The following is a 22,859-nucleotide window of genomic DNA, read 5'->3' on the forward strand; positions in this document are numbered from 1 at the left end:
AGTGCTACAAGAAAAGAGCAGTTTTTATAATTTCTGTTCCAAATACTCAACAAATACGAAAAGGTCAGAAAATGATTAAGTCAGTTCAGCCAGCAACCACATTTACCACCACCGATACCTTCGGCGAGGTGGACGTATCTGTGACTAGCTCCTGACAAAACAGATTCTGAATCCCCGCCAAACCGGACGGGGAAGAAAATCGCTCCGTTCATAACGTTCTGAATGGAGACACATCATGATTTTATCTGAAAATGCACTTTTAGTTATCGACATGCAAGAGGGGCTTTTCCGTGGCCCGGCTTCCCCGCAGTCCGCAGACGCAGTTCTGTCGAATATTCGTCTGCTGATTGAAAAAGCAAGGCAGGCTCAGGTACCCGTTTTTTTTGCCCGCCACACCGGACCCAATGATTCCCCATTCTCAGAGCAAAGTCCGTTAACGCAACTGATACCCGAACTGAACGTAAACGCTGAGCAGGATATCGTGTTTATTAAAAAGTATCCCAGTTGCTTCCGTGATACAGGTCTTCAGCATCAGCTCAGCCAGCGAGGCGTTAAACAGTTGGTTATCGCAGGTATGAAAACAGAATTCTGTGTGGATTCTACCTGCCGCGCAGCGCCAGAGCTAGGATTCAGGACCGTGCTGATTTCAGATGCGCATACAACAACGGATAACGAACATTTATCAGCGAGTGAAATCATCAGCCATCACAACGTTACACTGGCAGGGCCGTTTGTAACACTTGCGACCACGGCAGGCTGGAGTTTTTAATTCTGAAAAATGAGTCGCAACCTGGAGCCGCCCCCCGTGGCGGCTAAAATGTCCAACGTCTGCTCACAGCACAAAGCCGACTGTCAGATAAGGTTTCACCTAGGCCAGTAACGATGCCAGTTCAGGTATAAACAAAGGGCGCAGCATGCTGCGCCCCTACATTAAACCTAAACACCGCACCTAACGTTAACTGCGAACCAAATCGTCGCCATAACCGATCCACTTATAGGTGGTCAGTGCATCCAGGCCCATTGGGCCGCGGGCATGCAGTTTCTGGGTGCTGACGGCCACTTCTGCGCCCAGGCCAAACTGGCCGCCGTCGGTGAAGCGGGTGCTGGCGTTGACGTATACCGCGCTGGAGTCCACTGCGCGCACAAAGTGCTCGGCGCTGCTCAGTGAGCGGGTGAGGATCGCGTCGGAGTGGCTGGTGCCGTGGGTACGGATATGGTCGATGGCCTGATCGATGTCATCCACCAGCGCCACGTTCAGGTCCAGCGACAGCCATTCGTCGTCATAATCCTCCGCCGCTACCGCCACCACCGTTGCCGGGCCGTCTTGCAACAGCGGCATCGCGTTCTCTGCGGCATGCAGAGTGACGCCAACTGCAGCCATTCGGGTGCTCAGCGCAGGCAGGAACTCAGCAGCGATATTACGGTTCACCAGCAACGTCTCCAGCGAGTTACAGGCGCTTGGACGTTGGATTTTGGCATTCTCGATGACCGTCAACGCCTTGTCGAAATCAACGCTGTCGTCAACGTAGGTATGGCAAACACCAATACCGCCGGTGATCACCGGAATGGTCGACTGTTCACGGCACAGCTTGTGCAAGCCAGCACCACCGCGTGGGATCAGCATATCGACGTAACGATCCAGGCGCAGCAGCTCATTCACCAGTGCGCGATCCGGGCTTTCAATCGCCTGCACCGCTGCAGCCGGCAGGCCGCACTGTTCCAGCGCCTGCTGGATCACTTTCACTGTCGCCTGGTTGGTGTGGTGCGTTTCTTTGCCGCCACGCAGGATCACTGCATTCCCGGTTTTCAGGCACAGGCTGGCGACGTCGATGGTGACGTTCGGCCGCGCTTCATAAATCACGCCAATCACGCCGAGCGGCACGCGGCGACGCTCCAGCTTCAGCCCGCTGTCCAGCAGGCTGCCGTCCAATACGTGGCCGACCGGGTCGTTCAAACGGCACACCTGGCGCACGTCGTTGGCGATCGCTGCCAGCCGCGCCGGGGTCAGCAACAGGCGATCGAGCAGCGCTTCGGTCATCCCGCTGGCGCGTGCCTGTGCCATGTCCTGTTCATTAGCCTGTAAAATCACTTTGCTTTCGGCTTCCAGTCTGTCGGCGATCACCGACAACACCTGATTTTTCTTTGCCGTGCTCAGCACCGCCAGTTGCCAGGAAGCCTGTTTGGCGGCCTTCCCCATTTGCTCTAGCATGCTCACTCCTTAACTGACTATCATATCGTCGCGGTGCACTGCCACCGGGCCGTATTCATAACCGAGAATTTCGCTGATTTCCTGTGAGTGATGCCCGGCAATCATGCGCATCGCGTCGCTGTTGTAGCGGCTGACGCCGTGCGCCAGATCGCGCCCCGCCAGGTTGCGAATGCGGATCACTTCACCACGGGAGAAATCGCCTTTAACTTCGCGGATGCCCTTCGGCAGCAGCGAACTGCCACGCGCCATAATGGCGTCGACGGCACCGTCGTCTACGGTGATCTCGCCGGCCGGTGGTGCACCAAAGATCCAACGTTTGCGGTTTTCCAGCGGGGTTTCCAGCGCATGGAAACGCGTGCCCACCGGTTTGCCTTCAATCACGTCGCCCACGACGCCTGGCTTGCTGCCGGCGGCGATGATCACGTCGATACCGGCGCGGCAGGCCACGTCAGCGGCTTGCAGTTTGGTCCCCATACCGCCGGTACCCAGGCCGGAAACGCTGTCGCCAGCGATGGCGCGCAGTGCGTCGTCGATGCCGTGCACTTCACGGATGAGCTCAGCCTGCGGGTTGTTACGTGGGTCTGCGGTGTATAACCCCTGCTGATCGGTCAGCAACAACAGCTTATCGGCCCCGGCGAGGATCGCCGCCAATGCCGACAAATTATCGTTGTCGCCCACCTTGATTTCTGCGGTCGCGACCGCGTCATTCTCATTGATTACCGGCACGATACGGTTGTCCAGCAGCGCCGTCATGGTGTCACGTGCGTTGAGGAAGCGTTCACGGTCTTCCAGATCGGCACGCGTCAGCAGCATCTGCCCGACGTGGATACCGTAAATGGAAAACAGTTGTTCCCACAGTTGGATCAACCGGCTCTGCCCAACCGCCGCCAGCAGCTGCTTGGAGGCGATGGTGGCGGGGAGTTCGGGGTAACCCAAATGCTCGCGCCCGGCGGCAATCGCGCCGGAAGTCACGATAACGATGCGGTGACCCGCTGCATGCTGTTGTGCGCACTGGCGTACCAGTTCGACAATATGGGCACGGTTAAGACGCAGCGATCCGCCGGTCAACACGCTGGTGCCCAATTTCACAACCAGTGTCTGGCTGCCGTTCATAGTGTTTCTGCCGTATAAGATGAGAAGAATAATACTAGGGACTTTGTAACAGGAGAGACGCGTTATGCCAACAGGCACAACGCGAAATCAGCAGAATACTTGTGGTCAAACGGGGTCAGGCGGAAAGTTTAATCAGTTTTTCTTTGAAATCAGCGGCGGGCTCTAACGTCAGTTCCATTGTATTCAGCAGTTCGCCCAGACGGCGGTGGAAATCACGCAGGGTAGTTTCCAGCTTGGTTTTGACTTCAGTATCTTTAATCTTTTCCGGCGTCCAATGCCCTTCTTTATCAAACAGGCCGAACTGATAGGCATAGGTGAAGCGCGTATCTTCAGCATGCAGTTCGATCCACCAGCCCCAGAACTCGCGTTTCTCTGGTGCGGGCTTAACATTGACGCAAACGGCTAAACAATCAAAGAAAAAACGGTCGTTCTCACACTGCCCTTCACGCAGATACGGCCCCAAGCTGGCGAAACGTTTCATTAGTCGGCTTTTAGGGTGACCACTCGGTAACGTCATTCTTTAACCTCCTCAATGTAGACCACTCTTTTTAACAAATTGTTAAAATTTAGCAACTATTTAACGCATTTTATCTTTCATCCAATGTGTCATCTGTAGCAATGCCTTGTGGAAACTGCTGTAGACAGGCGCGCGCGGTATGGCGATCAGCTTGCCGTCCATAGAAGACGACGCGATCAGTTGCGCTTCCTCTTTCGGGCTGAGGGGATCTTGATCCCAGTAACCGGCCAACATCGGCGTCGGACAGCGGCGGCCCAACAATCCCTGGGTTTTCAGCGAATAACTGTTCAGCTCAATCTTCAACACGTTATCCGACGCGTTGGCCATGCCCATGCGGCTGGCCAGCACGTCCATATACATATCCGGCACGTGTCGCTGCGTGTTGATGTCGCACAACAAGCGGTGCACCACCGGCCCCAGACAAGCCACACCCCGCAGCCGCTGCGGCTCCAGGTAGGCAAGACGGACGGCGACGTTGGCGCCGAAACGGAAGCCAAACGCCGTCACCCGCTGATGATCAACCCACGGCACCGAGGCCAGTTGAGTGAGCACCTGCTGGTGCAGGAAGCTGGAATCTTGCGTGAGTTTCCACTTATAAGAAGAACCGATAGAAGGCATATCAATGGTCAGCATGGCAATGCCATGCGGTGCCAGATAGTCGCGGAAAAAGCGGTGATAATCGGTCTGTAACGTGTCCAAACTGCCGCACATCAGTACCGTTGGGAACGGCGCTTCGCCTTTCTCTGGCATATGCAGGAACCCGGTGATACTGCTGCCGCCCTCAATGCGGAACTCCAGCTCTTTCAACTGGTACGGCAGTAACAGCGCGGCCTCTTCGTAGGCCCGACAGGACAGCGCTTCAGCCTGTTCGGCCAGCTCATCCCCTTTCAGATGCGGGTAACCGGCGATGCTGTAAAAATTGGCGGCGTTCAGCCAGTGCTGCCCACCGATCAGGGGATCTTGCTGTTCCAGCGCGCTCTGCTGCCAGCGCATGCCCTGGTGTACCCACTCGTAGATCCAGTTGCCGTTACGGTAACCGACCACGGTATCGAGCCACTTGTCGTTGGTGTGTTCCACATCTGCGACCGCAATGCGCGCCAGCACTTCGTTGATCTCGATCGGATCGACACCGCGCCAGGTCCACAGCAGGGGGTTAAGCATGCGATACCAGTTACTGACGGTATTGCCTTCTAGCGTGGAATGCAGCTCTGCACTGACTTTGTTGCGCGCACGCATGACCAGTGTCGAGGTCTCTGGGTGCTTAAATGAGGGTTTAAACAGGATTTCAGAAAGGTTGGCCTGTGCCATGGTAACAACAGTCTCCGTAAATCTGGCCGTAGGCCGCAAACAGCCTACTAATTAACTCGAGGTAGTGTACCGAACTCTGGCGCGATATACCCGTCATACTTGAAGCGACATCTGTGTCGGCCCCGCTCGCTTGCTGCCTTGATGCACACCCCATGGCCCAGTGGCGAATATCAGAAACAAAAACGCCCGGCGGAGCCGGGCGTTTTCACGAATCAGTGTGGCGAACTTAACGGCCGCCGATCGGTGGCACAAAGGTCACCGCCATGTCCCATGGCTGTTCGATCCAGGTGTCTTGCGGGATATCAACCACATAGTCATCCACCAGCGGGCGACCCGCCGGCTTGGCGAAGATGGTGACGAAATGCGCTTTCGGGTACATATCACGGATCGCTTTCGCGGTGCCGCCGGTATCCACCAGATCGTCGATCACGATAAAGCCTTCGCCGTCGCCTTCCGCACGCTTGAGCACTTTCATTTCGCGTTGGTTGTCATGGTCATAGCTGGAAATGCAGACGGTATCCACGTGGCGAATACCCAACTCACGGGCCAGTAAGGCTGCCGGCACCAGGCCGCCGCGGCTTACGGCAATAATGCCTGTCCATTGGTCAGCAGGCAGCAGGCGGTGAGCCAGTTTGCGCGCTTGCATTTGCAGCATATCCCAGGTAACAACGTATTTTTCGCTCATAGAATGGTGTCCCAGCCAGCAGTGGTGCGGCTTACTCAGTAATCAGGGGAAAAAAGGTTGCGCGAGATTATAAAGACTGGGCGCACCAAATACCAGTTGAACCGTGGAATTCATAAGTAATTCGTCTGGTGATTGATGCTGAAGAAATGAGCAACGACGCGTCAAACGAGTGTGATCAAGCGCTTAAACAGCGCAATACGGTACGGGCACCGCCCGGAATAAAGTGATATTCTCTGGAGATCGTGCCAAAGCCGCACAGATGCCCCTAACCCTAACCGAGCGGCATTCCCGCCTTGCCGAGAATGCTGTTACAGGAGACTTATAGTGTCTGAATTGTCTCAACTTTCACCACAGCCGCTGTGGGATATTTTTGCCAAAATCTGCTCTATTCCGCATCCTTCTTATCATGAAGAAGCGCTGGCACAGCACATCCTCGAGTGGGCGAAAGAGAAACACCTGCACGCCGAACGTGACCATGTAGGCAACATTCTGCTGCGTAAACCTGCCACCAAAGGCATGGAAAACCGCAAGCCCGTCGCCCTGCAGGCGCACCTGGATATGGTGCCACAGAAGAATAACGACACGGTGCACGACTTCGCCAAGGATCCGATTCAGCCGTACATTGACGGCGAGTGGATTAAAGCACGCGGTACCACGCTGGGCGCCGACAACGGTATCGGTATGGCTTCTGCCCTGGCAGTGCTGGCCGACGACAGCGTTGAGCACGGCCCGCTGGAAGTGCTGTTGACCATGACCGAAGAAGCCGGTATGGACGGTGCATTCGGGCTGCAAGCTAACTGGCTACAAGCGGATATCCTGATCAACACCGACTCCGAAGAAGAAGGCGAGATCTACATGGGTTGCGCCGGTGGTATTGATTTCATCACCACCCTGCCACTGCAGCGCGAAGCCGTACCTGCTGGTTATCAGACCCTGAAGCTGACGATCAAGGGCCTGAAAGGCGGTCACTCCGGTGCCGATATCCACGTGGGTCTGGGCAACGCCAACAAACTGCTGGCACGCTTCCTGTTTGATCATACCGCTGAGTTGAACCTGCGCCTGCTGGATCTGAACGGCGGTACCCTGCGCAATGCTATCCCGCGTGAAGCCTCTGCAGTGGTTGCCGTACCGGCCGAAAAAGCCGATGCCTTGAAAGCGCTGACCCAGGCGTTTCTGGCAACCTTGCAAAACGAACTGGCCGCGAAAGAGAAAAACATTACCGTGCTGTTGGAGCCAACCACCAGTGCATCTCAGGCAATGACCGTCGACTGCCAACAGCGTTTCGTCGCGCTGCTTAATGGCACACCAAACGGCGTGATCCGCATGAGCGACGCGGTCAAAGGCGTGGTAGAAACCTCACTGAACGTAGGCGTGGTCACCACCAGCGACAGCGAAGCAGAAATCATCTGCCTGATCCGTTCACTGATCGACAGTGGCAAAGATTATGTGGTGGGTATGCTGACCGCTCTGGGCCAATTGGCTAACGCCAAAGTGGCACCAAAAGGGGGCTACCCGGGCTGGCAGCCAGATGCTGACTCACCGGTCATGCACCTGGTGCGTGAGATCTACCAGGATCTGTTTAACAAGACGCCAAACATCATGGTGATCCACGCCGGTCTGGAATGCGGCCTGTTCAAAAAGCCGTATCCAAATATGGATATGGTATCAATTGGGCCAACCATTACCGGGCCACACTCGCCGGATGAACAAGTGCATATCGAAAGCGTGGGCCTGTACTGGAAGCTGCTGACCGCACTGTTGAAGGCTATCCCGGAGCGCGCGTAATCTGCCGGGTTCGGCACGCTGAACCCCAAAAATGACCGAGCCGTTTACATAAAGGCGCAATCTTGCATTGCGCCTTTATTATTCCCACGGCAGCAGCAGCTGACGCTCCAGTTGCGGGTCCAACAGCGTCACGTGCAAGCCGACCAGCCGCACCCCACGCCCTTCACGCCGCTCGCGCCATACCTGCCGTGCCACGTTGATCAAGTCGTCTTTATTGAGCACCGGCCAGACGTGTTCCTGCGTCGTTTGCTGGAAATCCTGGAACTTCAGCTTCACCCCTTGGCGGGCAATGTGCAGATCCGGTTTCACTTTACGCAACCGCATCTCCAGCTCGGGATAGAGCTTATCGACGATCAAGGTTTCACACTCCTCCCAGTCATGGATATCTTCCGCCAGCGTACGCTCAACCCCCACCGACTTACGCAGCCGTTCTGGCGAAACCTCACGCAGATCTATCCCCTGGCAGCGCTCCCACAGCACACGGCCAAACTTGCCGAAGCGCTTTAACAGAGCAGCAAGATCGTACTGTTGCACATCTGCGCAGGTGATAAGCCCCACCTCTTCCAACCGTTTTGCGGTCACCTTCCCCACGCCGGGGATTTTGCTCAGCGGCAGTTGCTGTAAAAATGCCGGCACCTGCGCCGGCGTGATGACGTATTGCCCATTCGGCTTATTGAGCTCTGAAGCAATCTTGGCGAGGAACTTGATGGGGGCAATACCGGCAGACGCGGTGAGGTTCAGCTCATCGGAAATAGCCTGACGGATTTGCTGGGCGATCAGCGTCGCCGAACCGTTGCACTGGGTGCAGTCGGTCACATCCAGATAGGCTTCATCCAGGGATAACGGTTCAATCAGCGGGGTGTAGCGCGCAAAGATTTCGCGGATGTGTTGCGAGGCTTCTTTATAGGCAGCCATACGGCCTGGCAGCAGTTTAAGATGCGGGCAAAGCTTGAGTGCCATCGCTGTCGACATCGCGCTGTGCACACCATAACGACGCGCAGGATAATTGGCGGTGCTGATCACCCCGCGCCGATCGGCACTGCCGCCGATCGCCAGCGGAATCTCACGCAAACTGGGATCGTCGCGCATTTCTACCGCTGCGAAGAAGCAGTCCATATCGACATGAATGATTTTACGCATTGCGCCTCCAATAACACTGTATAAGTATACAGGCAAAAAGAGAAAGCTCAAGCCTCGGTTCAGTTCGAAGAAAACAGGGTTTCAACCAATTATCTTCGACTTGTTAAAAAAGCGTAATTTTTCAATAGTACGCTGTGAAAATTAATCCCCCCAGTGACTGACAACCATAACGCCTCGCACAGGATGGTGCCCTACATGAAAACATTATCTGTCTATTTGTTGGCTTCTGCTTTATCTCTGATATCCATTGCCGCTCAGGCCGCCCCTGCCATTATTGCGCACCGGGGTGGAACCGCCGACGCGCCTGAAAACACCCGCGTCGCTATAGAAACGGCACTGAAAAACGGCGCAGACGCCATTTGGATCACCTTACAGGAATCCAAAGACGGCGCGATCGTGCTGCATCGCCCTTCTGATCTGAAAGCGCTGACCAACGAACAGGGATTGGTTTCCGCCTTTACCGCCGCGCAGTTGGCAAAAGTCGATGCCGGTTGGTCATTCACCCAAGGCGAGGCACACCCGTTCCGCGGAAAAGGCATTGGCATTCCAAGATTGGATGAGATTCTGGCGGCGTTCCCCAAGGTCAACTTCTATCTGGATATCAAGTCGCCGGACGCAGACCCTGTTCAATTCGGCAAAGCCCTGTTGGCGACATTGGAGAAAACCAACAGCCTGGACCGCACCCGCGTGTATTCCACCGATGCCAACTATCTGCAGGCGCTACCGAAAGCCATCAAACGTTTTGAGACGCGCGATGAAACCCGCGACCTGCTGGCAAATATCAGCCTGTCACATCAGTGCGAGCTGAAACCCGATAATCAGCAACCGCGCTGGTACGGGTTGGAACTGAAGCGAGAAGTGGAAGTCGTGGAGAAATTTACGCTGGGTGAAGGGCGTTCCAAGGCGTTTTTGACCTGGGATAAAGAGTCGATCGACTGCTTCCGTTCGCAAGGACCTGCACACATTATTCTGTTCGGCATTAATTCACCGGCGGAATACCAGCAGGCGCTGGCGTTGGGTGTAGACGGCGTGATGGTCAACTCACCGGCCGAGGCGAAAAGCTTTCGCCAAGCCAAATAACAGATAGCGAAAGGGGCGCTGCATGCGCCCCTTGTATTCAAATAATCCGGTGCTTGTCCAACTGCTTCTGACGCATCGCCTCTTTCTCCAGACGCTTCTTGCGTGCATCGCAAGGTTCAGGGCAATCACACACTTTATCCATCCCCAGCGCGGTAATACCCCCACAGCTGCCTTGCAGGCTTTTGCGTTTGAACACGTAGCCCAATGACATCCCGCCGACAATCAGCAGAAACAACACGAAGCTGGCGATAAATACGGTCAACATAGCGACCTCACGAGTTATTGTTCAAATAGGGTTTAAACGCATCGGAGTAGCGCTCTTCAAAACCGGTCGCGGTTTTCACAATCATAAACACCGGGATCCCCATCAGGTTCGCCAGCGCCATGCCGCGTTCCGGCCCCAAAACGTTCAGCCCGGTCGACAAACCATCGGCAGCCATACAGGTAGGGCTTAACACCGTGACCGACACTAAATGGTGATGGATCGGCCGGCCGGTGATGGGATCTATCGTATGCGAATAGCGCACGCCGCCCTGCTCGAAGTAGTTGCGGTAATCGCCCGAAGTGGCGATCGACATCTCACCCGGTTGGATCACCAGTTGCGCTTTCTGCTCCATGCCGGCGGTTGGTCGCTCAATGGCAATACGCCATGGTTTTTTCTCGCCGTTATGGCCACGGGTACGCACCTCACCGCCAATATCCACCATGTAGTTTTTAACCTGCTGCGATTGCAGATATTGGGCAATCACATCCACACCATAGCCTTTCGCGATCGAAGAGAGATCCACATATAGCTCTGGAATGCGCTTAACCAACGCATTGCCCTGCACCGACAGCTTGTCGATCCCCGTCCAGGCGCGACGTTGTTCCAGTGCCGCAGCACTCGGTACCTTTTCCGGTCGCCCTTCTGGCCCGAACCCCCACAGATTGACCAACGGCCCGACGGTCACGTCCAGAGCGCCATCGGTGACGCGGTTAATCCGTAGCGCTTCCAGCACCACTTCGGTCGTCGCGGCAGAGACCGGGAAAGGCTTATCCACGACGCGGCTGGCATTGAAGCGGCTCAGTTCGGAATTCGGCCGGTAGGTAGACATTTGATCGTTGACCAACTCTAACCGCTTGTCGATCTCCGCCTGTATTTTAGCGGCAGACGGCGTGTCGTCGCCGGTAACATAGCGGATCGAATAAGACGTCCCCATGGTTTTACCGTCGAGATTCACCTGCTCCGGCCCGCAGCCAGTCAATAACAGGGTGGCGCTCAGCGCCACCGTCGTTATTAACCCCTTCATTGCCCATCCACGCATTTAGCCACCAAAGTCATCGAGCATGATATTTTCGTCTTCGACACCCAGATCTTTCAACATCTTGATCACCGCAGCGTTCATCATTGGCGGACCGCACATATAGAACTCGCAGTCTTCCGGCGCAGGGTGATTCCGCAGATAGTTTTCCAACAGAACATTATGGATAAAGCCGGTGTAACCCGTCCAGTTATCCTCCGGCTGCGGATCGGAAAGTGCCACGTGCCAGGTGAAGTTCTCGTTCTCTTCCTGCAACCGATTGAAATCGTCCTCATAGAACATTTCACGCAGTGAACGCGCACCGTACCAGAAGGTAATTCTGCGCTTCGACTTCAGACGATTGAGCTGGTCAAAGATATGCGAACGCATCGGTGCCATACCCGCACCGCCACCGATGAAGATCATTTCAGCGTCGGTGTCCTTGGCGAAGAACTCGCCGAACGGCCCGGAAATGGTCACCTTGTCACCGGCCTTCAACGACCAAATGTAGGAAGACATGATGCCCGGTGGCACGTCCGGATCGCGCGGTGGTGGCGTGGCGATACGCACGTTGAGCATGATGATGCCCTTTTCGTCCGGGTAGTTCGCCATCGAATAGGCACGCACGGTGGTTTCATTCACCACCGAACGGTAGCGGAACAGGTTGAACTTGTCCCAGTCGCCACGGTACTCGTCCGGTACGTCAAAATCGGCGTAGCTGATGTCGTGTGCCGGCGCTTCAATCTGGATAAACCCACCTGCGCGGAACGGCACGTCTTCACCGTCAGGAATTTTCAGCTTCAGCTCTTTGATAAAGGTGGCTTTGTTATCATTGGAAATAACCTCGCACTCCCATTTCTTCACGCCGAAGATCTCTTCCGGTAACTCGATTTTCAGGTTCTGCTTCACATTCACCTGACAGGCCAATCGACAGCCTTCTTTCGCTTCACGCTTGTTGATGTGTGACAGCTCGGTCGGCAGGATATCGCCGCCGCCCTCTTTGATCACGACACGACACTGGCCGCAAGATCCCCCGCCGCCACAAGCGGACGAAACGAAGATCCCCTGGCTGGAGAGCATATTCAGCAGCTTGTCACCCGCCGGAGCGGTAAAGCTTTTGTCCAGATCGCCGTTAACTTCCACCGCGATGTCACCGGTGTTCACCAGTTTTGATTTGGCGAACAGGATGAGCAGCACCAGCACCATGACGATGCCGGTAAACATCGCGACGCCTAAAATAATTTCCATATCTTCTTCCCGCCTTTACAACTGAACACCGGAGAAGGACATAAAGCCCAACGCCATCAGCCCGGTGGTGATAAAGGTAATGCCCAGACCGCGTAACCCAGCGGGGACATTGGCATACTTGAGTTTTTCGCGGATACCCGCCATCGCGACAATCGCCAACATCCAGCCAGTGCCGGAGCCGAAGCCGTACACGACCGATTCGGCAAAGTTGTAGTCACGTTGCACCATAAAGGAAACGCCACCGAAAATGGCGCAGTTCACTGTGATCAATGGCAGGAAAATACCGAGTGCGTTGTACAGCGACGGGAAGAAGCGATCGAGGATCATCTCCAAAATCTGTACCAGCGCTGCAATGACGCCGATAAAGGTAATGAAGTTAAGGAAGCTCAGATCAACACCTTCCACCAGCGCGCCGTCACGCAGGATCAGGTTGTAGACCAGGTTGTTCACCGGTACGGAGATCCCGAGCACCAAGGTCACCGCGATGCCCAAACCAAAAGCGGTCGATACCTTCTTCGACACGGCCAGGAAGGTACACATCCCCAGGAAGAACGCCAACGCCATGTTCTCAACGAACACTGCACGTACAAACAGGCTGATATAATGTTCCATCGGCCATTACTCCTTTTCGATCTGCGCTGGTTTCAGGGTGCGAAGCGCCCAAATCAGCAGGCCGATGATAAAGAACGCACTCGGTGCCAGCAGGAACAGGCCGTTTGGCTGATACCAACCGCCGTTCTGCACCGTTTCCAGCACGGGAATGCCAAACAACTTGCCAGACCCGAACAGCTCACGCAGGAAACCGACCAACACCAGGATCACGCCGTAGCCCAGCCCGTTGCCGATACCGTCCATGAAACTCTCGATGGGCGGCGACTTCATGGCATAGGCCTCGGCGCGCCCCATCACGATACAGTTAGTGATGATCAAGCCGACAAACACCGACAGCTGCTTGGAGATCTCGAACGCATAGGCACGCAACAGCTGATCGACCACAATGACCAATGACGCGATAATCGCCATCTGCACGATAATGCGCACGCTGTTTGGAATATGGTGGCGGATCAGTGAAATAAAGAAGCTGGAGAACGCCGTTACCAGCGTCACTGCAATGGTCATCACCACGGCCGTCTCCAGCTTGGTGGTCACGGCCAACGCAGAACAGACCCCAAGCACCTGCAGGGCGATCGGGTTGTTGTCGAACAACGGCCCCAAAAGGACCCGTTTAATCTCTTTGGAATCAGCCATTTTTCAGCGCTCCCTCACGAACTTTTTTCAGGAACGGGCCAAAGCCGTGCTCGCCCAACCAGAAGTCAAAAGTATGCTGCACACCGTTGGAGGTCAGCGTGGCGCCGGACAAGCCGTCCACCCCGTGTTCATCCCCCTGACGCGCCCCGCCTTTCACTACGCGGATCGCCGGCTGCCCGTTGTCATCAAACAGCTTTTTACCGATCCACTGCTGACGCCAGCTGGCATTCTCAACCTCACCACCCAACCCCGGAGTTTCCCCTTGCTGGTAGTAAGTGATCCCTTTCACCGTGTTACCGTCGTTATCCAACGCAACAAAGGCGTACATCATCGACCACAGGCCAGTGCCGTAGACAGGCAGGACAATTTTATTCACCGCACCGCTATCGTCACGCACCAGGTAAATCTCTGCCTGATTGCTGCGGCGTTTGATACCTGCCGGATCCTGAGCTGCCGGCAGTGCCGCGCTTTTACTGTCGTCACGCAATGCTGCAGCCAAATCGAACGCAGCCGCCTTGCCCGTCACAAACTCACCGCTGTTTAAATCCAGCAAGCGTGGTTCGATACGTTGTGTGAACAACGCTTTAACCTGCTCACCTTCCATCTTCGGTTGCAGCAAGCCTGCCACGTCGAGGATATTGCGCTGTTTGTCGAGCAACTTCTGTTCCTGCTGTTTGGACTTCAGGCCGACAGCGGAACCCGCCACCACCACAGAACACACCAGGCACAGCAGCAGTACCACCAGCAGCGTTTTACCGATGCTGTCGTTTTTAGATTCATTCGCCACGGGCTTTTCTCCGCTTGATGTTGGCCTGCACCACCAGATAATCGAACAGCGGCGCGAACAGGTTGGCGAACAGAATCGCCAGCATCATGCCTTCCGGGTAGGCTGGATTGACAACCCTAATCAGCACGCACATCACGCCAATCAGAATGCCGTACCACCATTTGCCTTTGTTGGTAAACGAGGCAGAAACCGGGTCGGTGGCCATAAAGATCATGCCGAAAGCAAAACCGCCCAACACCAGATGCCAGTACCACGGCATGGCAAACAGCGGGTTGGTGGTAGAACCGATGGAATTGAACAAGAAGGCCGTCGCCATCATGCCCAGCATCACGCCGGCGACAATGCGCCAGGACGCCACGCGACCAAACAGAATTATTGCGCCACCAAGCAGGATCATCAGCGTAGAAACTTCACCAACTGAACCGGGGATGTTACCGAGGAAAGCATCCATCCAACTGATAGACTGGCCAGTCGCCACGTTGCTCAGGCTATGCGCCCCACCCACGCTCCACTGCGCGAGCGGCGTTGCGCCGGAGAAGCCGTCAGCAGAGGTCCACACCAGATCACCAGAAATCTGTGCCGGGTAAGCGAAGAACAGGAACGCACGCCCTGCTAACGCCGGGTTAAGGAAGTTACGCCCGGTGCCGCCAAATATCTCTTTCGCGACCACCACACCAAAGGTAATACCCAGTGCGGCCTGCCATAAAGGCAGCGTTGGTGGCACGATCAGCGCAAACAGAATCGAAGTGACGAAGAAACCTTCGTTAATCTCATGCTTGCGAATGATGGCAAACAGCACTTCCCAAAAGCCGCCGACCAGAAACACCACGGCATAGATCGGCAGGAAGTAACAGGCGCCCAGCACCATTTTACTGATCCAGCCGGCATCCGCCGCCAGGGACGCCCCCAGCCATTGTGCAAGCCGGTAGTGCCAATCGCCCGCCAGCACCTGTTGCAGCTGATCGCCGCTGTAAAGGTGGTGCAGGGCCGGGATGGCCTGTTGACCGACGTTGTACATACCCCAGAACATCGCAGGGAATACCGCCAGCCACACCAGGATCATCATACGTTTCAGATCGATGGCATCGCGCACGTGTGAAGCGCCGCGCGTTACCAGACCTGGGGTGTAAAACACCGTCGTCGTCGCTTCAAATAACGGGTACCACTTCTCCAGCTTGCCGCCCGGAGTGAAGTGATGCTCTATCTTGTCAAAAAAATTCTTCAGGCCCATCGGTTATCCTTCCTGCTCAATCTTGGTCAGCACGTCGCGCAGCACCGGAGCGTATTCATACTTGCCGGGGCAAACGAAGGTGCATAGCGCCAGATCTTCTTCGTCCAGTTCCAGACACCCCAACGCCTGTGCACTGTCGCTGTCACCCGCCAACAGATCACGCAGCAGCAGCGTCGGCAGGATATCCAGTGGCATGACGCGCTCATAGTTACCGATCGGCACCATTGCACGCTCACCGCCGTGGGTGGTGGTCGAGAAGGCAAACAGTTTGTTCTTCAGGAAGTGGCCCAGCGTGGTGCGGGTGATAGAAAACTTATCCGGCGACGGTGCGATCCAACCGAATAACTCTTTATCGCGCCCTTCCTGCAGTACAGAAACCAGCGAGTGGAAACGGCCAAGGTAGGCGTTCGGCCCGGCGACATGCGTCCCGCTTAACACTGAGCCAGAAATCACGCGGTTTTCACCGGCTTTCAAACGGCCTGCTGTCAGTTCATCGAGGCTGGCGCCCAGACGGGTACGCAGCAGCACGGGGTTTTCCACCTGCGGTCCAGCCAACGCAACTACTCGACGAGTATCGAGCTTGCCTGTGGTGAACAACGTGCCAATGGCAATCACGTCCTGGTAGCCGATATGCCAGACGGTCTTTTTCAAACTGACCGGTTCGAGGAAATGAATATGGGTCCCCACCAGCCCCGCAGGGTGCGGGCCGGCGAACTCGTTATAGGTGACCTGCGCATCGGGCTGTTTACCCAGGTTCGCGCCGGCAGCGTGACAAACATGCACCTTGCCGTCGGTCATACGCGCCAATACCGCCAGCCCAGCGTTGAACGCCGCTAGCTGCTCGGCAATGATCACCTGCGGATCGGCAGCCAGCGGCTGGCTATCCATTGCGGTGACGAAAATTGCACGTGGGGTGGTACCGGGAGCCGGTGTTTTACTGAACGGCCGGGTGCGCAGCGCGGTCCACAAACCGCTGGCGAGCAGTTCGCTTTCGACCTGTTCACGCGGCAGCATGGCCAGCTCAGCTACGGGGTAATGAGCAAACGCCAGTTGATCATCACCGCCGTTCTCAACAGCGATCACAACCGACTGCAATACGCGCCGCTCACCACGGTTGATGGCCACAATACGGCCACTGGCGGGCGCGGTGAAGAAAACCCCGGGGGTCTTTTTATCTTCGAACAGCGCCTGACCTTTCTTCACGGTATCGCCTTCCTGCACCAGCATGGACGGGCGCATTCCGACGTACTCTTCCCCAAGCAGGGCGACATGCTGAATTATTGGGCCGTCCTGAATCGCCTGAATCGGTGCTCCGGCAATGGGCAGATCTAACCCTTTTCTGATTTTAATCATAGGATTTATACGATGTTGGTTAGTTTCACACGTCTTACCGGCCCCAGAGGCTGGTGCTGACGATGCCTGGATGATGAGGCTGCATCAACAGCCTCTGGGTTGGGCGCAACGGCATCACGCTCAACATGAAATCTTGCGCACTGACAAAATGGGGTCACGTACATTCCGTTGATTAACTCCTGCACCCATTTTTTGGCGCGATAAAAACGCTGTTAATATTTTGCTGCCGCCGAATGTCCACATACTAGACAGGGTGATGACATCAACACCTCTGCTCCGCGACCCTAACAGCAGGTTTATTCGAGACGGAATATTAACATTTTCCACAACATTTTTCTGCGTTGGGCAGTGACCTGAGTCAAGCAAACGCAATTAAATTTTGGCCCTTTTACATCACTAATCGTTAAAATCTGCCTGTCGATTCACTTTTATCGAAGTTTGTAGTTTTTTTATACATATCGCATATTGCTAAAATAGAACACACTGGTAATCTGACGGTGTTTTAAGACCGTAAAACAATAATCAGTGGCATGTTGGCCATGAACATTGAGCCAGCAGATAAATATAAGCAGGAATAATAATGAGAAAAATCGCACTGTTGTTTGCGATGCTTTTTTCTATGCCGATGATCACGGCCTGCAGCGCCAGCGAGCAGGTTCCCGAGGTTCCGGTAGTTAAACAGCAATTAGTCGGTTCACCGGTCTATATTCAGATTTTCAAAGAAGAACGCACGCTGGAATTGTATGCCAAAATGGGCAACGAATTCCGCTTGGTAAAGTCTTTCCAAATCTGTAATTTCTCCGGCGGCCTCGGCCCAAAACGCCGTGAAGGTGACTTTAAAAGTCCAGAAGGCTTTTATAGCGTTGACGCACGTCATCTGAAACCCGACAGTAAGTATTATCGGGCAATAAATATCGGTTTCCCTAATGATTACGATAAATCACAGGGGTATTCCGGCGCTTATCTGATGATCCACGGTGAATGTAAATCGATTGGTTGTTATGCGATGACCAACACGTATATGGACGAGATTTACCGTTACGTCGAAGCTGCATTCGCTTACGGCCAGAGCCGGATTGATATCAGTATCTATCCGTTCCGCATGACCGATCAGAATCTGAAACGCCACGGCTCATCCAACTACATCGCCTTCTGGCGTCAGTTGAAGCCAGGCTACGACTACTTCGTCAAAAACCATCAGCCGCCGATGGTCAGCGTTGCCAACGGTCAGTACGTGCTGGGCCAACCCGTGCTGAGCAGCAGCCAGATGACGCAATATGCGTCAACCACGGCTCCCGCTGTCAGTACCAATCCCTTCGCTCAGGCCAAGCCGCTCACCGAAGTGAAATAGCGCGAATTCGCCTGGTGCAATCTTGTGCCAGGTTTCATTCGCCGTCAGTGGCTGGGTGGCGATCACCGTGACCACATCGTTAGGTGTGGTCTGCTGCTGAAAATCAATCTCTACATCCTGATCGAGCAGCGTCGCTTTACCAAAAGGTGCGCGACGCGTAATCCAATACAGATTGGTGGAGCAATAGGCCATCACAAAGCGCCCATCCGACAGCAGCATATTGAATACCCCTTTCTGACGCAGTTGATCCGCCAGCAAAGCGATATAACGGAAGACCGGTGGCCAGCGGCTAGGGGTGCGCGGGTATTTAAGTGAAAGCTGGTGCAGCAACCAGCAGAAAGCGTACTCACTGTCGGTCTGACCAACAGGGCGGAAAGTGCCGGTTTCCAGCTGGCGGTAGCCTTTCAGCTGGCCATTGTGTGCGTAGGTCCAATTACGTCCCCAGAGTTCACGGGTGAACGGGTGTGTATTTTCCAGCGAAACTTCACCGCGATTGGCCTGACGGATATGCGAGACCACAGCGCAGGATTTGATGGGGTATTCTTGCACCAGGCGTGCTATCGGCGAGTCGAAACTCGGCTGGGGATCCTTAAACGTGCGGCAACCGTTCCCTTCGTAGAAGGTAATGCCCCAACCATCTTTATGTGGCCCTGTACGGCCACCGCGCTGAACCAACCCGGTAAAGCTAAAGCAAATATCGGTCGGTACGTTTGCGCTCATCCCGAGCAGTTCACACATCGCCAGCACTCCTTAACCACACTGACACCGTCTATCTATACGGGTGCAGTAGGCGGCACCCGTACTATAATTAATGAGGGACCAGGGCCCCTCAGCAGCTATTACGCCTTAACCATCTCTTTTTCGATCAGTTGAATCAAGATGTGAATCGCTTTGATATGGATTTCCTGAATGCGGTCGGCATAGCCGAAGTGCGGCACACGGATTTCCACGTCGGCGGAACCCGCCATTTTGCCGCCATCTTTGCCGGTAAGGGTGATCACTTTCATTCCCTTCGCACGCGCCGCTTCGATAGCTTTAATGATGTTGCCGGAGTTGCCGGAGGTGGAAATGCCCAGCAATACGTCACCTTCACGGCCTACCGCTTCCACATAGCGTGAAAACACGTACTCATAGCCGAAATCGTTGCTGACGCAGGACAAGTGGCTAACGTCGGAAATGGCAATCGCCGGATAGCCCGGACGGTTTTCACGGTAGCGGCCCGTCAGCTCTTCGGCAAAGTGCATGGCGTCACAGTGGGAGCCGCCGTTGCCGCAGGAGATAACTTTCCCACCGGCTTTAAAGGAATCGGCCAGCAGCACCGCTGCACGTTGAATCGCGTCGATATTGGCGTCGTCATTGATAAATTTTGCCAGGGTATCGGCCGCTTCGTTCAGTTCACTACGAATAAGGTCGTGGTACATGAGGAACCTCTTGTTATCGTCAATCTTCCGCCCCGCAGTGTAACGGATCGGGGAAAAACCGAGAAGCACTGTGAGTTAAACAGCACCGCGGTTGAGGCACCAATGAGGTTTTTGATTATTGATGCGGTCAGTTTGTGACTTAAGTTGTAATTAAACTGTAAATGCATTGATAAAAATATGGCGTTGTACTAAAACCTATTACATACACACAACAGGTCAGACCTCTTGCCACTTTGGAGCTTCTTATGATGGTTCTTAGTATTGTTGTTTTGCTGGCACTCATTGGTGTGGTGTTTTATCACCGAGTGAACCTCACCCTCAGTAGCCTTATTCTTCTGGCATACACCGCTGCTATGGGCGCCATTGGTCTGTGGACCTTTTGGATGCTGCTGCCGCTGGCGATTATCCTGCTGCCATTGAACGTCGCCTCATTGCGTCGTTCAATGCTCTCTGCCCCGGCGCTGCGTGCGTTCCGCAAGGTAATGCCACCTATGTCCACCACCGAAAAGGAAGCTATCGAAGCCGGTACTACCTGGTGGGAAGGCGACTTGTTCCGCGGTACGCCGGACTGGAACAAGCTGCATAACTACCCGAAACCGCAATTGACCGCCGAAGAGCAGGCGTTTATTGACGGCCCAGTGGAAGAAGCCTGCCGTATGGCGAACGACTTCCAGATCACCCATGAACTGGCCGATTTGCCGCCGGAACTGTGGGCATATCTGAAAGAACACCGCTTCTTCGCGATGATCATCAAGAAAGAATACGGCGGCCTGGACTTCTCTCCTTATGCACAGGCACGCGTGCTGCAAAAACTGTCCGGCGTTTCCGGTATCCTGGCCATCACCGTTGGCGTGCCTAACTCCCTCGGCCCAGGTGAATTGTTGCAGCACTACGGTACTGATGAGCAGAAAAATCACTACCTCCCAGGCCTGGCTCGTGGCGATGAGATCCCTTGTTTCGCCCTGACCAGCCCGGAAGCAGGCTCCGATGCCGGCGCTATTCCAGATGTCGGTACCGTCTGTATGGGCGAGTGGCAAGGCGAACAGGTCTTGGGCATGCGCCTGACCTGGAACAAACGCTATATCACGCTGGCTCCGGTTGCGACTGTGCTTGGCCTGGCGTTCAAACTGTATGACCCGAACCATCTGCTCAGCGATAATGCATCTCCGGGCATCACCTGTGCGCTGATCCCAACCAGCACCCCAGGTGTGGAAATCGGCAACCGTCACTTTCCGCTGAACGTCCCCTTCCAAAACGGTCCGACGCGCGGTAATGACGTGTTTGTCCCCATTGATTACATCATCGGTGGGCCAAAAATGGCCGGCCAGGGCTGGCGTATGCTGGTTGAGTGTCTGTCTGTCGGTCGCGGTATCACGCTGCCTTCCAACTCCACCGGCAGCGTGAAATCCATGGCGCTGGGGATTGGTGCTTACGCGCATATCCGCCGTCAGTTCAAACTCTCTATTGGCAAGATGGAAGGTATCGAAGAGCCGTTGGCACGCATCGCCGGTAACACCTATGTGATGGATGCAGCAGCTACGTTGATCACCAGCGGCCTGATGCTGGGCGAAAAACCGGCTGTCCTCTCAGCTATCGTGAAATACCATTGTACCCACCGTGGCCAGCAGGCAATCATTGATGCAATGGATATCGCCGGCGGTAAAGGGATCATGCTCGGCAAATCCAACTTCCTGGCCCGTGCCTATCAAGGTGCACCTATCGCCATCACGGTTGAAGGGGCGAACATCCTGACCCGTACCATGATGATCTTCGGTCAGGGCGCTATCCGCTGCCACCCATACGTTCTGGACGAAATGGCAGCAGCGCAGAAGAACGATCTGAACGCCTTTGACAAATCACTGTTCGGCCACTTGGGCCACGTGGGCAGCAACAAGGTACGCAGTTTCTGGCTGGGCCTGACGAACGGCCGCACCAGTGGCACACCAACCAAAGACGCAACTCGCCGCTATTATCAGCAGTTGAACCGTCTGAGCGCGAACCTGGCACTGCTGTCGGACGTATCCATGGGTGTTCTGGGAGGTAGCCTGAAGCGTCGTGAGCGTATCTCCGCCCGTCTGGGGGATATCCTCAGCCAAATGTACCTGGCATCCGCTACGCTGAAACGTTTTGAAGATGAAGGCCGTCAAAAAGAAGATTTACCGCTGGTTCACTGGGGCGTTCAGGGCAGCCTGCACCAGGCAGAGCAAGCGTTGGACGATCTGCTGCGTAACTTCCCGAACCGCTTTATCGCCGGTGCAATGCGCTTCGTGATCTTCCCGTTTGGCCGTGTGCATACCGCCCCGTCCGACCGCCTGGATCACCAGCTGGCCAAGATCCTCCAACAGCCGTCTGCCACCCGTAGCCGCCTGGGCCGTGGCCAGTATCTGACGCCAAGCGAGCATAACCCAATTGGCCTGATGGAAGCCGCGCTGGTTGATGTGATCGCCGCCGAACCGATTCACGACCGTCTGTGCAAGGCAGCAGGCAAGAATCTGCCGTTCACCCGACTGGATCGCCTGGCGCAACGTGCGCTGGAAGAAGGCAAGATTAACGCGGATGAAGCGAAGATCTTGGTGAAAGCCGAAGAGAGCCGCCTGCGTTCCATTAACGTTGATGACTTCGAGCCGGATGCGCTGGCGGCCAATAAGCCGGAAAAGTCGCTAAAGCTGGATAAGCGCCAGAAACAGACCGAAGCCGCGTAACTGCAATAATCACATTTCCTCAGGGGGCGATAATTCATCGCCCCTTTTTTATTGCCGCTAGAAAATGCGCAGCAATTCGCAACATTGAAAAACGACTAATTTAATCTTGGGAATAATTGGATAGGCTGCGGATGGGTGCTCTGGATCTTTCTGTCCGGAGCCTTGGCAACGGATTAACCCAATGGATTTCATGTTGCAGCTAGGCGGCAAGTTCGGGCATCCCCGCGAGCTCACTTTGGTGAGTGACCGGGGTAAGCGAATGCAGCCAACAACGCTGCAGCTTGAAAGACGAAGGGGAAGAAAGAGAAAGGCCCCGAGTCGATATTATCAACCCGAGGCCACTCTCATGTCTAAGCAACATCAGGTTAGCCTCTTACCCGCCGCAAGGCAAGGACAAGGAG

At 55.0% G+C, this 22,859-nt stretch carries 21 protein-coding genes; 5 read left to right on the top strand and 16 right to left on the bottom strand.

Going from position 1 to position 22,859, the window contains the following annotated elements; genetic code table 11:
- Positions 1-235 precede the first annotated feature (235 nt).
- A complete protein-coding gene (locus AC2FC2_RS11320) occupies positions 236-769 on the top strand; it encodes a cysteine hydrolase family protein (RefSeq protein ID WP_490659224.1) in 534 nt (177 codons plus the stop codon).
- A gap of 186 nt (positions 770-955) precedes the next feature.
- Here AC2FC2_RS11320 and proA read toward each other — a convergent pair whose 3' ends face one another.
- The 5 genes from proA to gpt all read right to left on the bottom strand — a co-directional run bounded on the left by proA (position 956) and on the right by gpt (position 5,832).
- Positions 956-2,209, bottom strand: a complete 1,254-nt coding sequence (gene proA / locus AC2FC2_RS11325; protein WP_490659225.1) for a glutamate-5-semialdehyde dehydrogenase — start codon at positions 2,207-2,209, stop codon at positions 956-958.
- A gap of 9 nt (positions 2,210-2,218) precedes the next feature.
- Positions 2,219-3,322, bottom strand: a complete 1,104-nt coding sequence (proB, locus tag AC2FC2_RS11330; protein ID WP_182824943.1) for a glutamate 5-kinase — start codon at positions 3,320-3,322, stop codon at positions 2,219-2,221.
- A gap of 115 nt (positions 3,323-3,437) precedes the next feature.
- Positions 3,438-3,839: a sigma factor-binding protein Crl gene (gene crl / locus AC2FC2_RS11335; RefSeq protein ID WP_209636745.1), complete on the bottom strand. Its 402-nt coding sequence runs from the start codon at positions 3,837-3,839 to the stop codon at positions 3,438-3,440.
- A gap of 60 nt (positions 3,840-3,899) precedes the next feature.
- Positions 3,900-5,147 carry an esterase FrsA gene (frsA, locus tag AC2FC2_RS11340; RefSeq protein ID WP_209636748.1) on the bottom strand — a complete coding sequence of 416 codons (1,248 nt, stop codon included), beginning with the start codon at positions 5,145-5,147 and terminating at the stop codon, positions 3,900-3,902.
- A 226-nt stretch (positions 5,148-5,373) separates the two neighbouring features.
- Positions 5,374-5,832, bottom strand: a complete 459-nt coding sequence (gpt, locus tag AC2FC2_RS11345) for a xanthine phosphoribosyltransferase (RefSeq protein WP_209636750.1) — start codon at positions 5,830-5,832, stop codon at positions 5,374-5,376.
- Between the two features lie 324 nt (positions 5,833-6,156).
- On the opposite strand from gpt, the gene pepD reads away from it, so the two are divergent.
- A complete protein-coding gene (gene pepD / locus AC2FC2_RS11350; RefSeq protein ID WP_490659226.1) occupies positions 6,157-7,617 on the top strand; it encodes a beta-Ala-His dipeptidase in 1,461 nt (486 codons plus the stop codon).
- Positions 7,618-7,695: 78 nt separating this feature from the next.
- On the opposite strand, the gene dinB is transcribed toward pepD, so the two are convergent.
- Entirely contained in the window at positions 7,696-8,757 is a 1,062-nt protein-coding gene (gene dinB, locus AC2FC2_RS11355; RefSeq protein ID WP_490659227.1) for a DNA polymerase IV, read from the bottom strand.
- Positions 8,758-8,952: 195 nt separating this feature from the next.
- Between dinB and AC2FC2_RS11360 the strand changes: the two genes are divergently transcribed.
- A complete protein-coding gene (locus AC2FC2_RS11360) occupies positions 8,953-9,837 on the top strand; it encodes a glycerophosphodiester phosphodiesterase family protein (RefSeq protein WP_490659228.1) in 885 nt (294 codons plus the stop codon).
- A 37-nt stretch (positions 9,838-9,874) separates the two neighbouring features.
- Here AC2FC2_RS11360 and nqrM read toward each other — a convergent pair whose 3' ends face one another.
- From nqrM to AC2FC2_RS11400, 8 genes are read right to left on the bottom strand one after another with little or no spacing between them, the layout of a single operon-like run.
- Positions 9,875-10,102, bottom strand: a complete 228-nt coding sequence (gene nqrM / locus AC2FC2_RS11365) for a (Na+)-NQR maturation NqrM (protein ID WP_209636763.1) — start codon at positions 10,100-10,102, stop codon at positions 9,875-9,877.
- Between the two features lie 7 nt (positions 10,103-10,109).
- Entirely contained in the window at positions 10,110-11,141 is a 1,032-nt protein-coding gene (locus AC2FC2_RS11370; protein ID WP_209636765.1) for an FAD:protein FMN transferase, read from the bottom strand.
- A complete protein-coding gene (gene nqrF / locus AC2FC2_RS11375; RefSeq protein ID WP_490659229.1) occupies positions 11,142-12,365 on the bottom strand; it encodes an NADH:ubiquinone reductase (Na(+)-transporting) subunit F in 1,224 nt (407 codons plus the stop codon).
- 15 nt (positions 12,366-12,380) lie between these two features.
- Positions 12,381-12,977, bottom strand: coding sequence for an NADH:ubiquinone reductase (Na(+)-transporting) subunit E (gene nqrE, locus AC2FC2_RS11380; RefSeq protein WP_012005400.1), 597 nt, complete (start codon positions 12,975-12,977; stop codon positions 12,381-12,383).
- A gap of 6 nt (positions 12,978-12,983) precedes the next feature.
- Positions 12,984-13,613, bottom strand: coding sequence for an NADH:ubiquinone reductase (Na(+)-transporting) subunit D (locus AC2FC2_RS11385; protein WP_020825369.1), 630 nt, complete (start codon positions 13,611-13,613; stop codon positions 12,984-12,986).
- The gene (locus AC2FC2_RS11390) at positions 13,606-14,400 is read right to left on the bottom strand and encodes a Na(+)-translocating NADH-quinone reductase subunit C (RefSeq protein ID WP_209636767.1); all 795 of its coding nucleotides are present in this window, start codon (positions 14,398-14,400) and stop codon (positions 13,606-13,608) included. Before AC2FC2_RS11390 ends, AC2FC2_RS11385 begins: the two co-directional genes overlap by 8 nt.
- Positions 14,390-15,631 carry an NADH:ubiquinone reductase (Na(+)-transporting) subunit B gene (locus AC2FC2_RS11395; RefSeq protein WP_209636769.1) on the bottom strand — a complete coding sequence of 414 codons (1,242 nt, stop codon included), beginning with the start codon at positions 15,629-15,631 and terminating at the stop codon, positions 14,390-14,392. The genes AC2FC2_RS11390 and AC2FC2_RS11395 overlap by 11 nt, the downstream gene beginning before the upstream one ends.
- A gap of 3 nt (positions 15,632-15,634) precedes the next feature.
- Positions 15,635-16,984, bottom strand: a complete 1,350-nt coding sequence (locus AC2FC2_RS11400) for a Na(+)-translocating NADH-quinone reductase subunit A (protein WP_265554760.1) — start codon at positions 16,982-16,984, stop codon at positions 15,635-15,637.
- 580 nt (positions 16,985-17,564) lie between these two features.
- Here AC2FC2_RS11400 and dpaA point away from each other — a divergent pair.
- Positions 17,565-18,335 (top strand): peptidoglycan meso-diaminopimelic acid protein amidase, encoded by a 771-nt coding sequence (gene dpaA, locus AC2FC2_RS11405; protein WP_209636773.1) that lies wholly within the window; start codon positions 17,565-17,567, stop codon positions 18,333-18,335.
- On the opposite strand, the gene AC2FC2_RS11410 is transcribed toward dpaA, so the two are convergent.
- A complete protein-coding gene (locus tag AC2FC2_RS11410; protein WP_209636775.1) occupies positions 18,267-19,073 on the bottom strand; it encodes a class II glutamine amidotransferase in 807 nt (268 codons plus the stop codon). The two genes, dpaA and AC2FC2_RS11410, sit on opposite strands and share 69 nt — an antisense overlap.
- Before the next feature lie 101 nt (positions 19,074-19,174).
- Positions 19,175-19,756: a D-sedoheptulose 7-phosphate isomerase gene (lpcA, locus tag AC2FC2_RS11415; RefSeq protein ID WP_004949058.1), complete on the bottom strand. Its 582-nt coding sequence runs from the start codon at positions 19,754-19,756 to the stop codon at positions 19,175-19,177.
- A gap of 245 nt (positions 19,757-20,001) precedes the next feature.
- On the opposite strand from lpcA, the gene fadE reads away from it, so the two are divergent.
- Positions 20,002-22,458 carry an acyl-CoA dehydrogenase FadE gene (gene fadE, locus AC2FC2_RS11420; RefSeq protein ID WP_490659230.1) on the top strand — a complete coding sequence of 819 codons (2,457 nt, stop codon included), beginning with the start codon at positions 20,002-20,004 and terminating at the stop codon, positions 22,456-22,458.
- Positions 22,459-22,859 lie beyond the last annotated feature (401 nt).

The sequence above is a fragment of the Serratia sp. CoH_122_TC_1 genome, assembly GCF_058191755.1.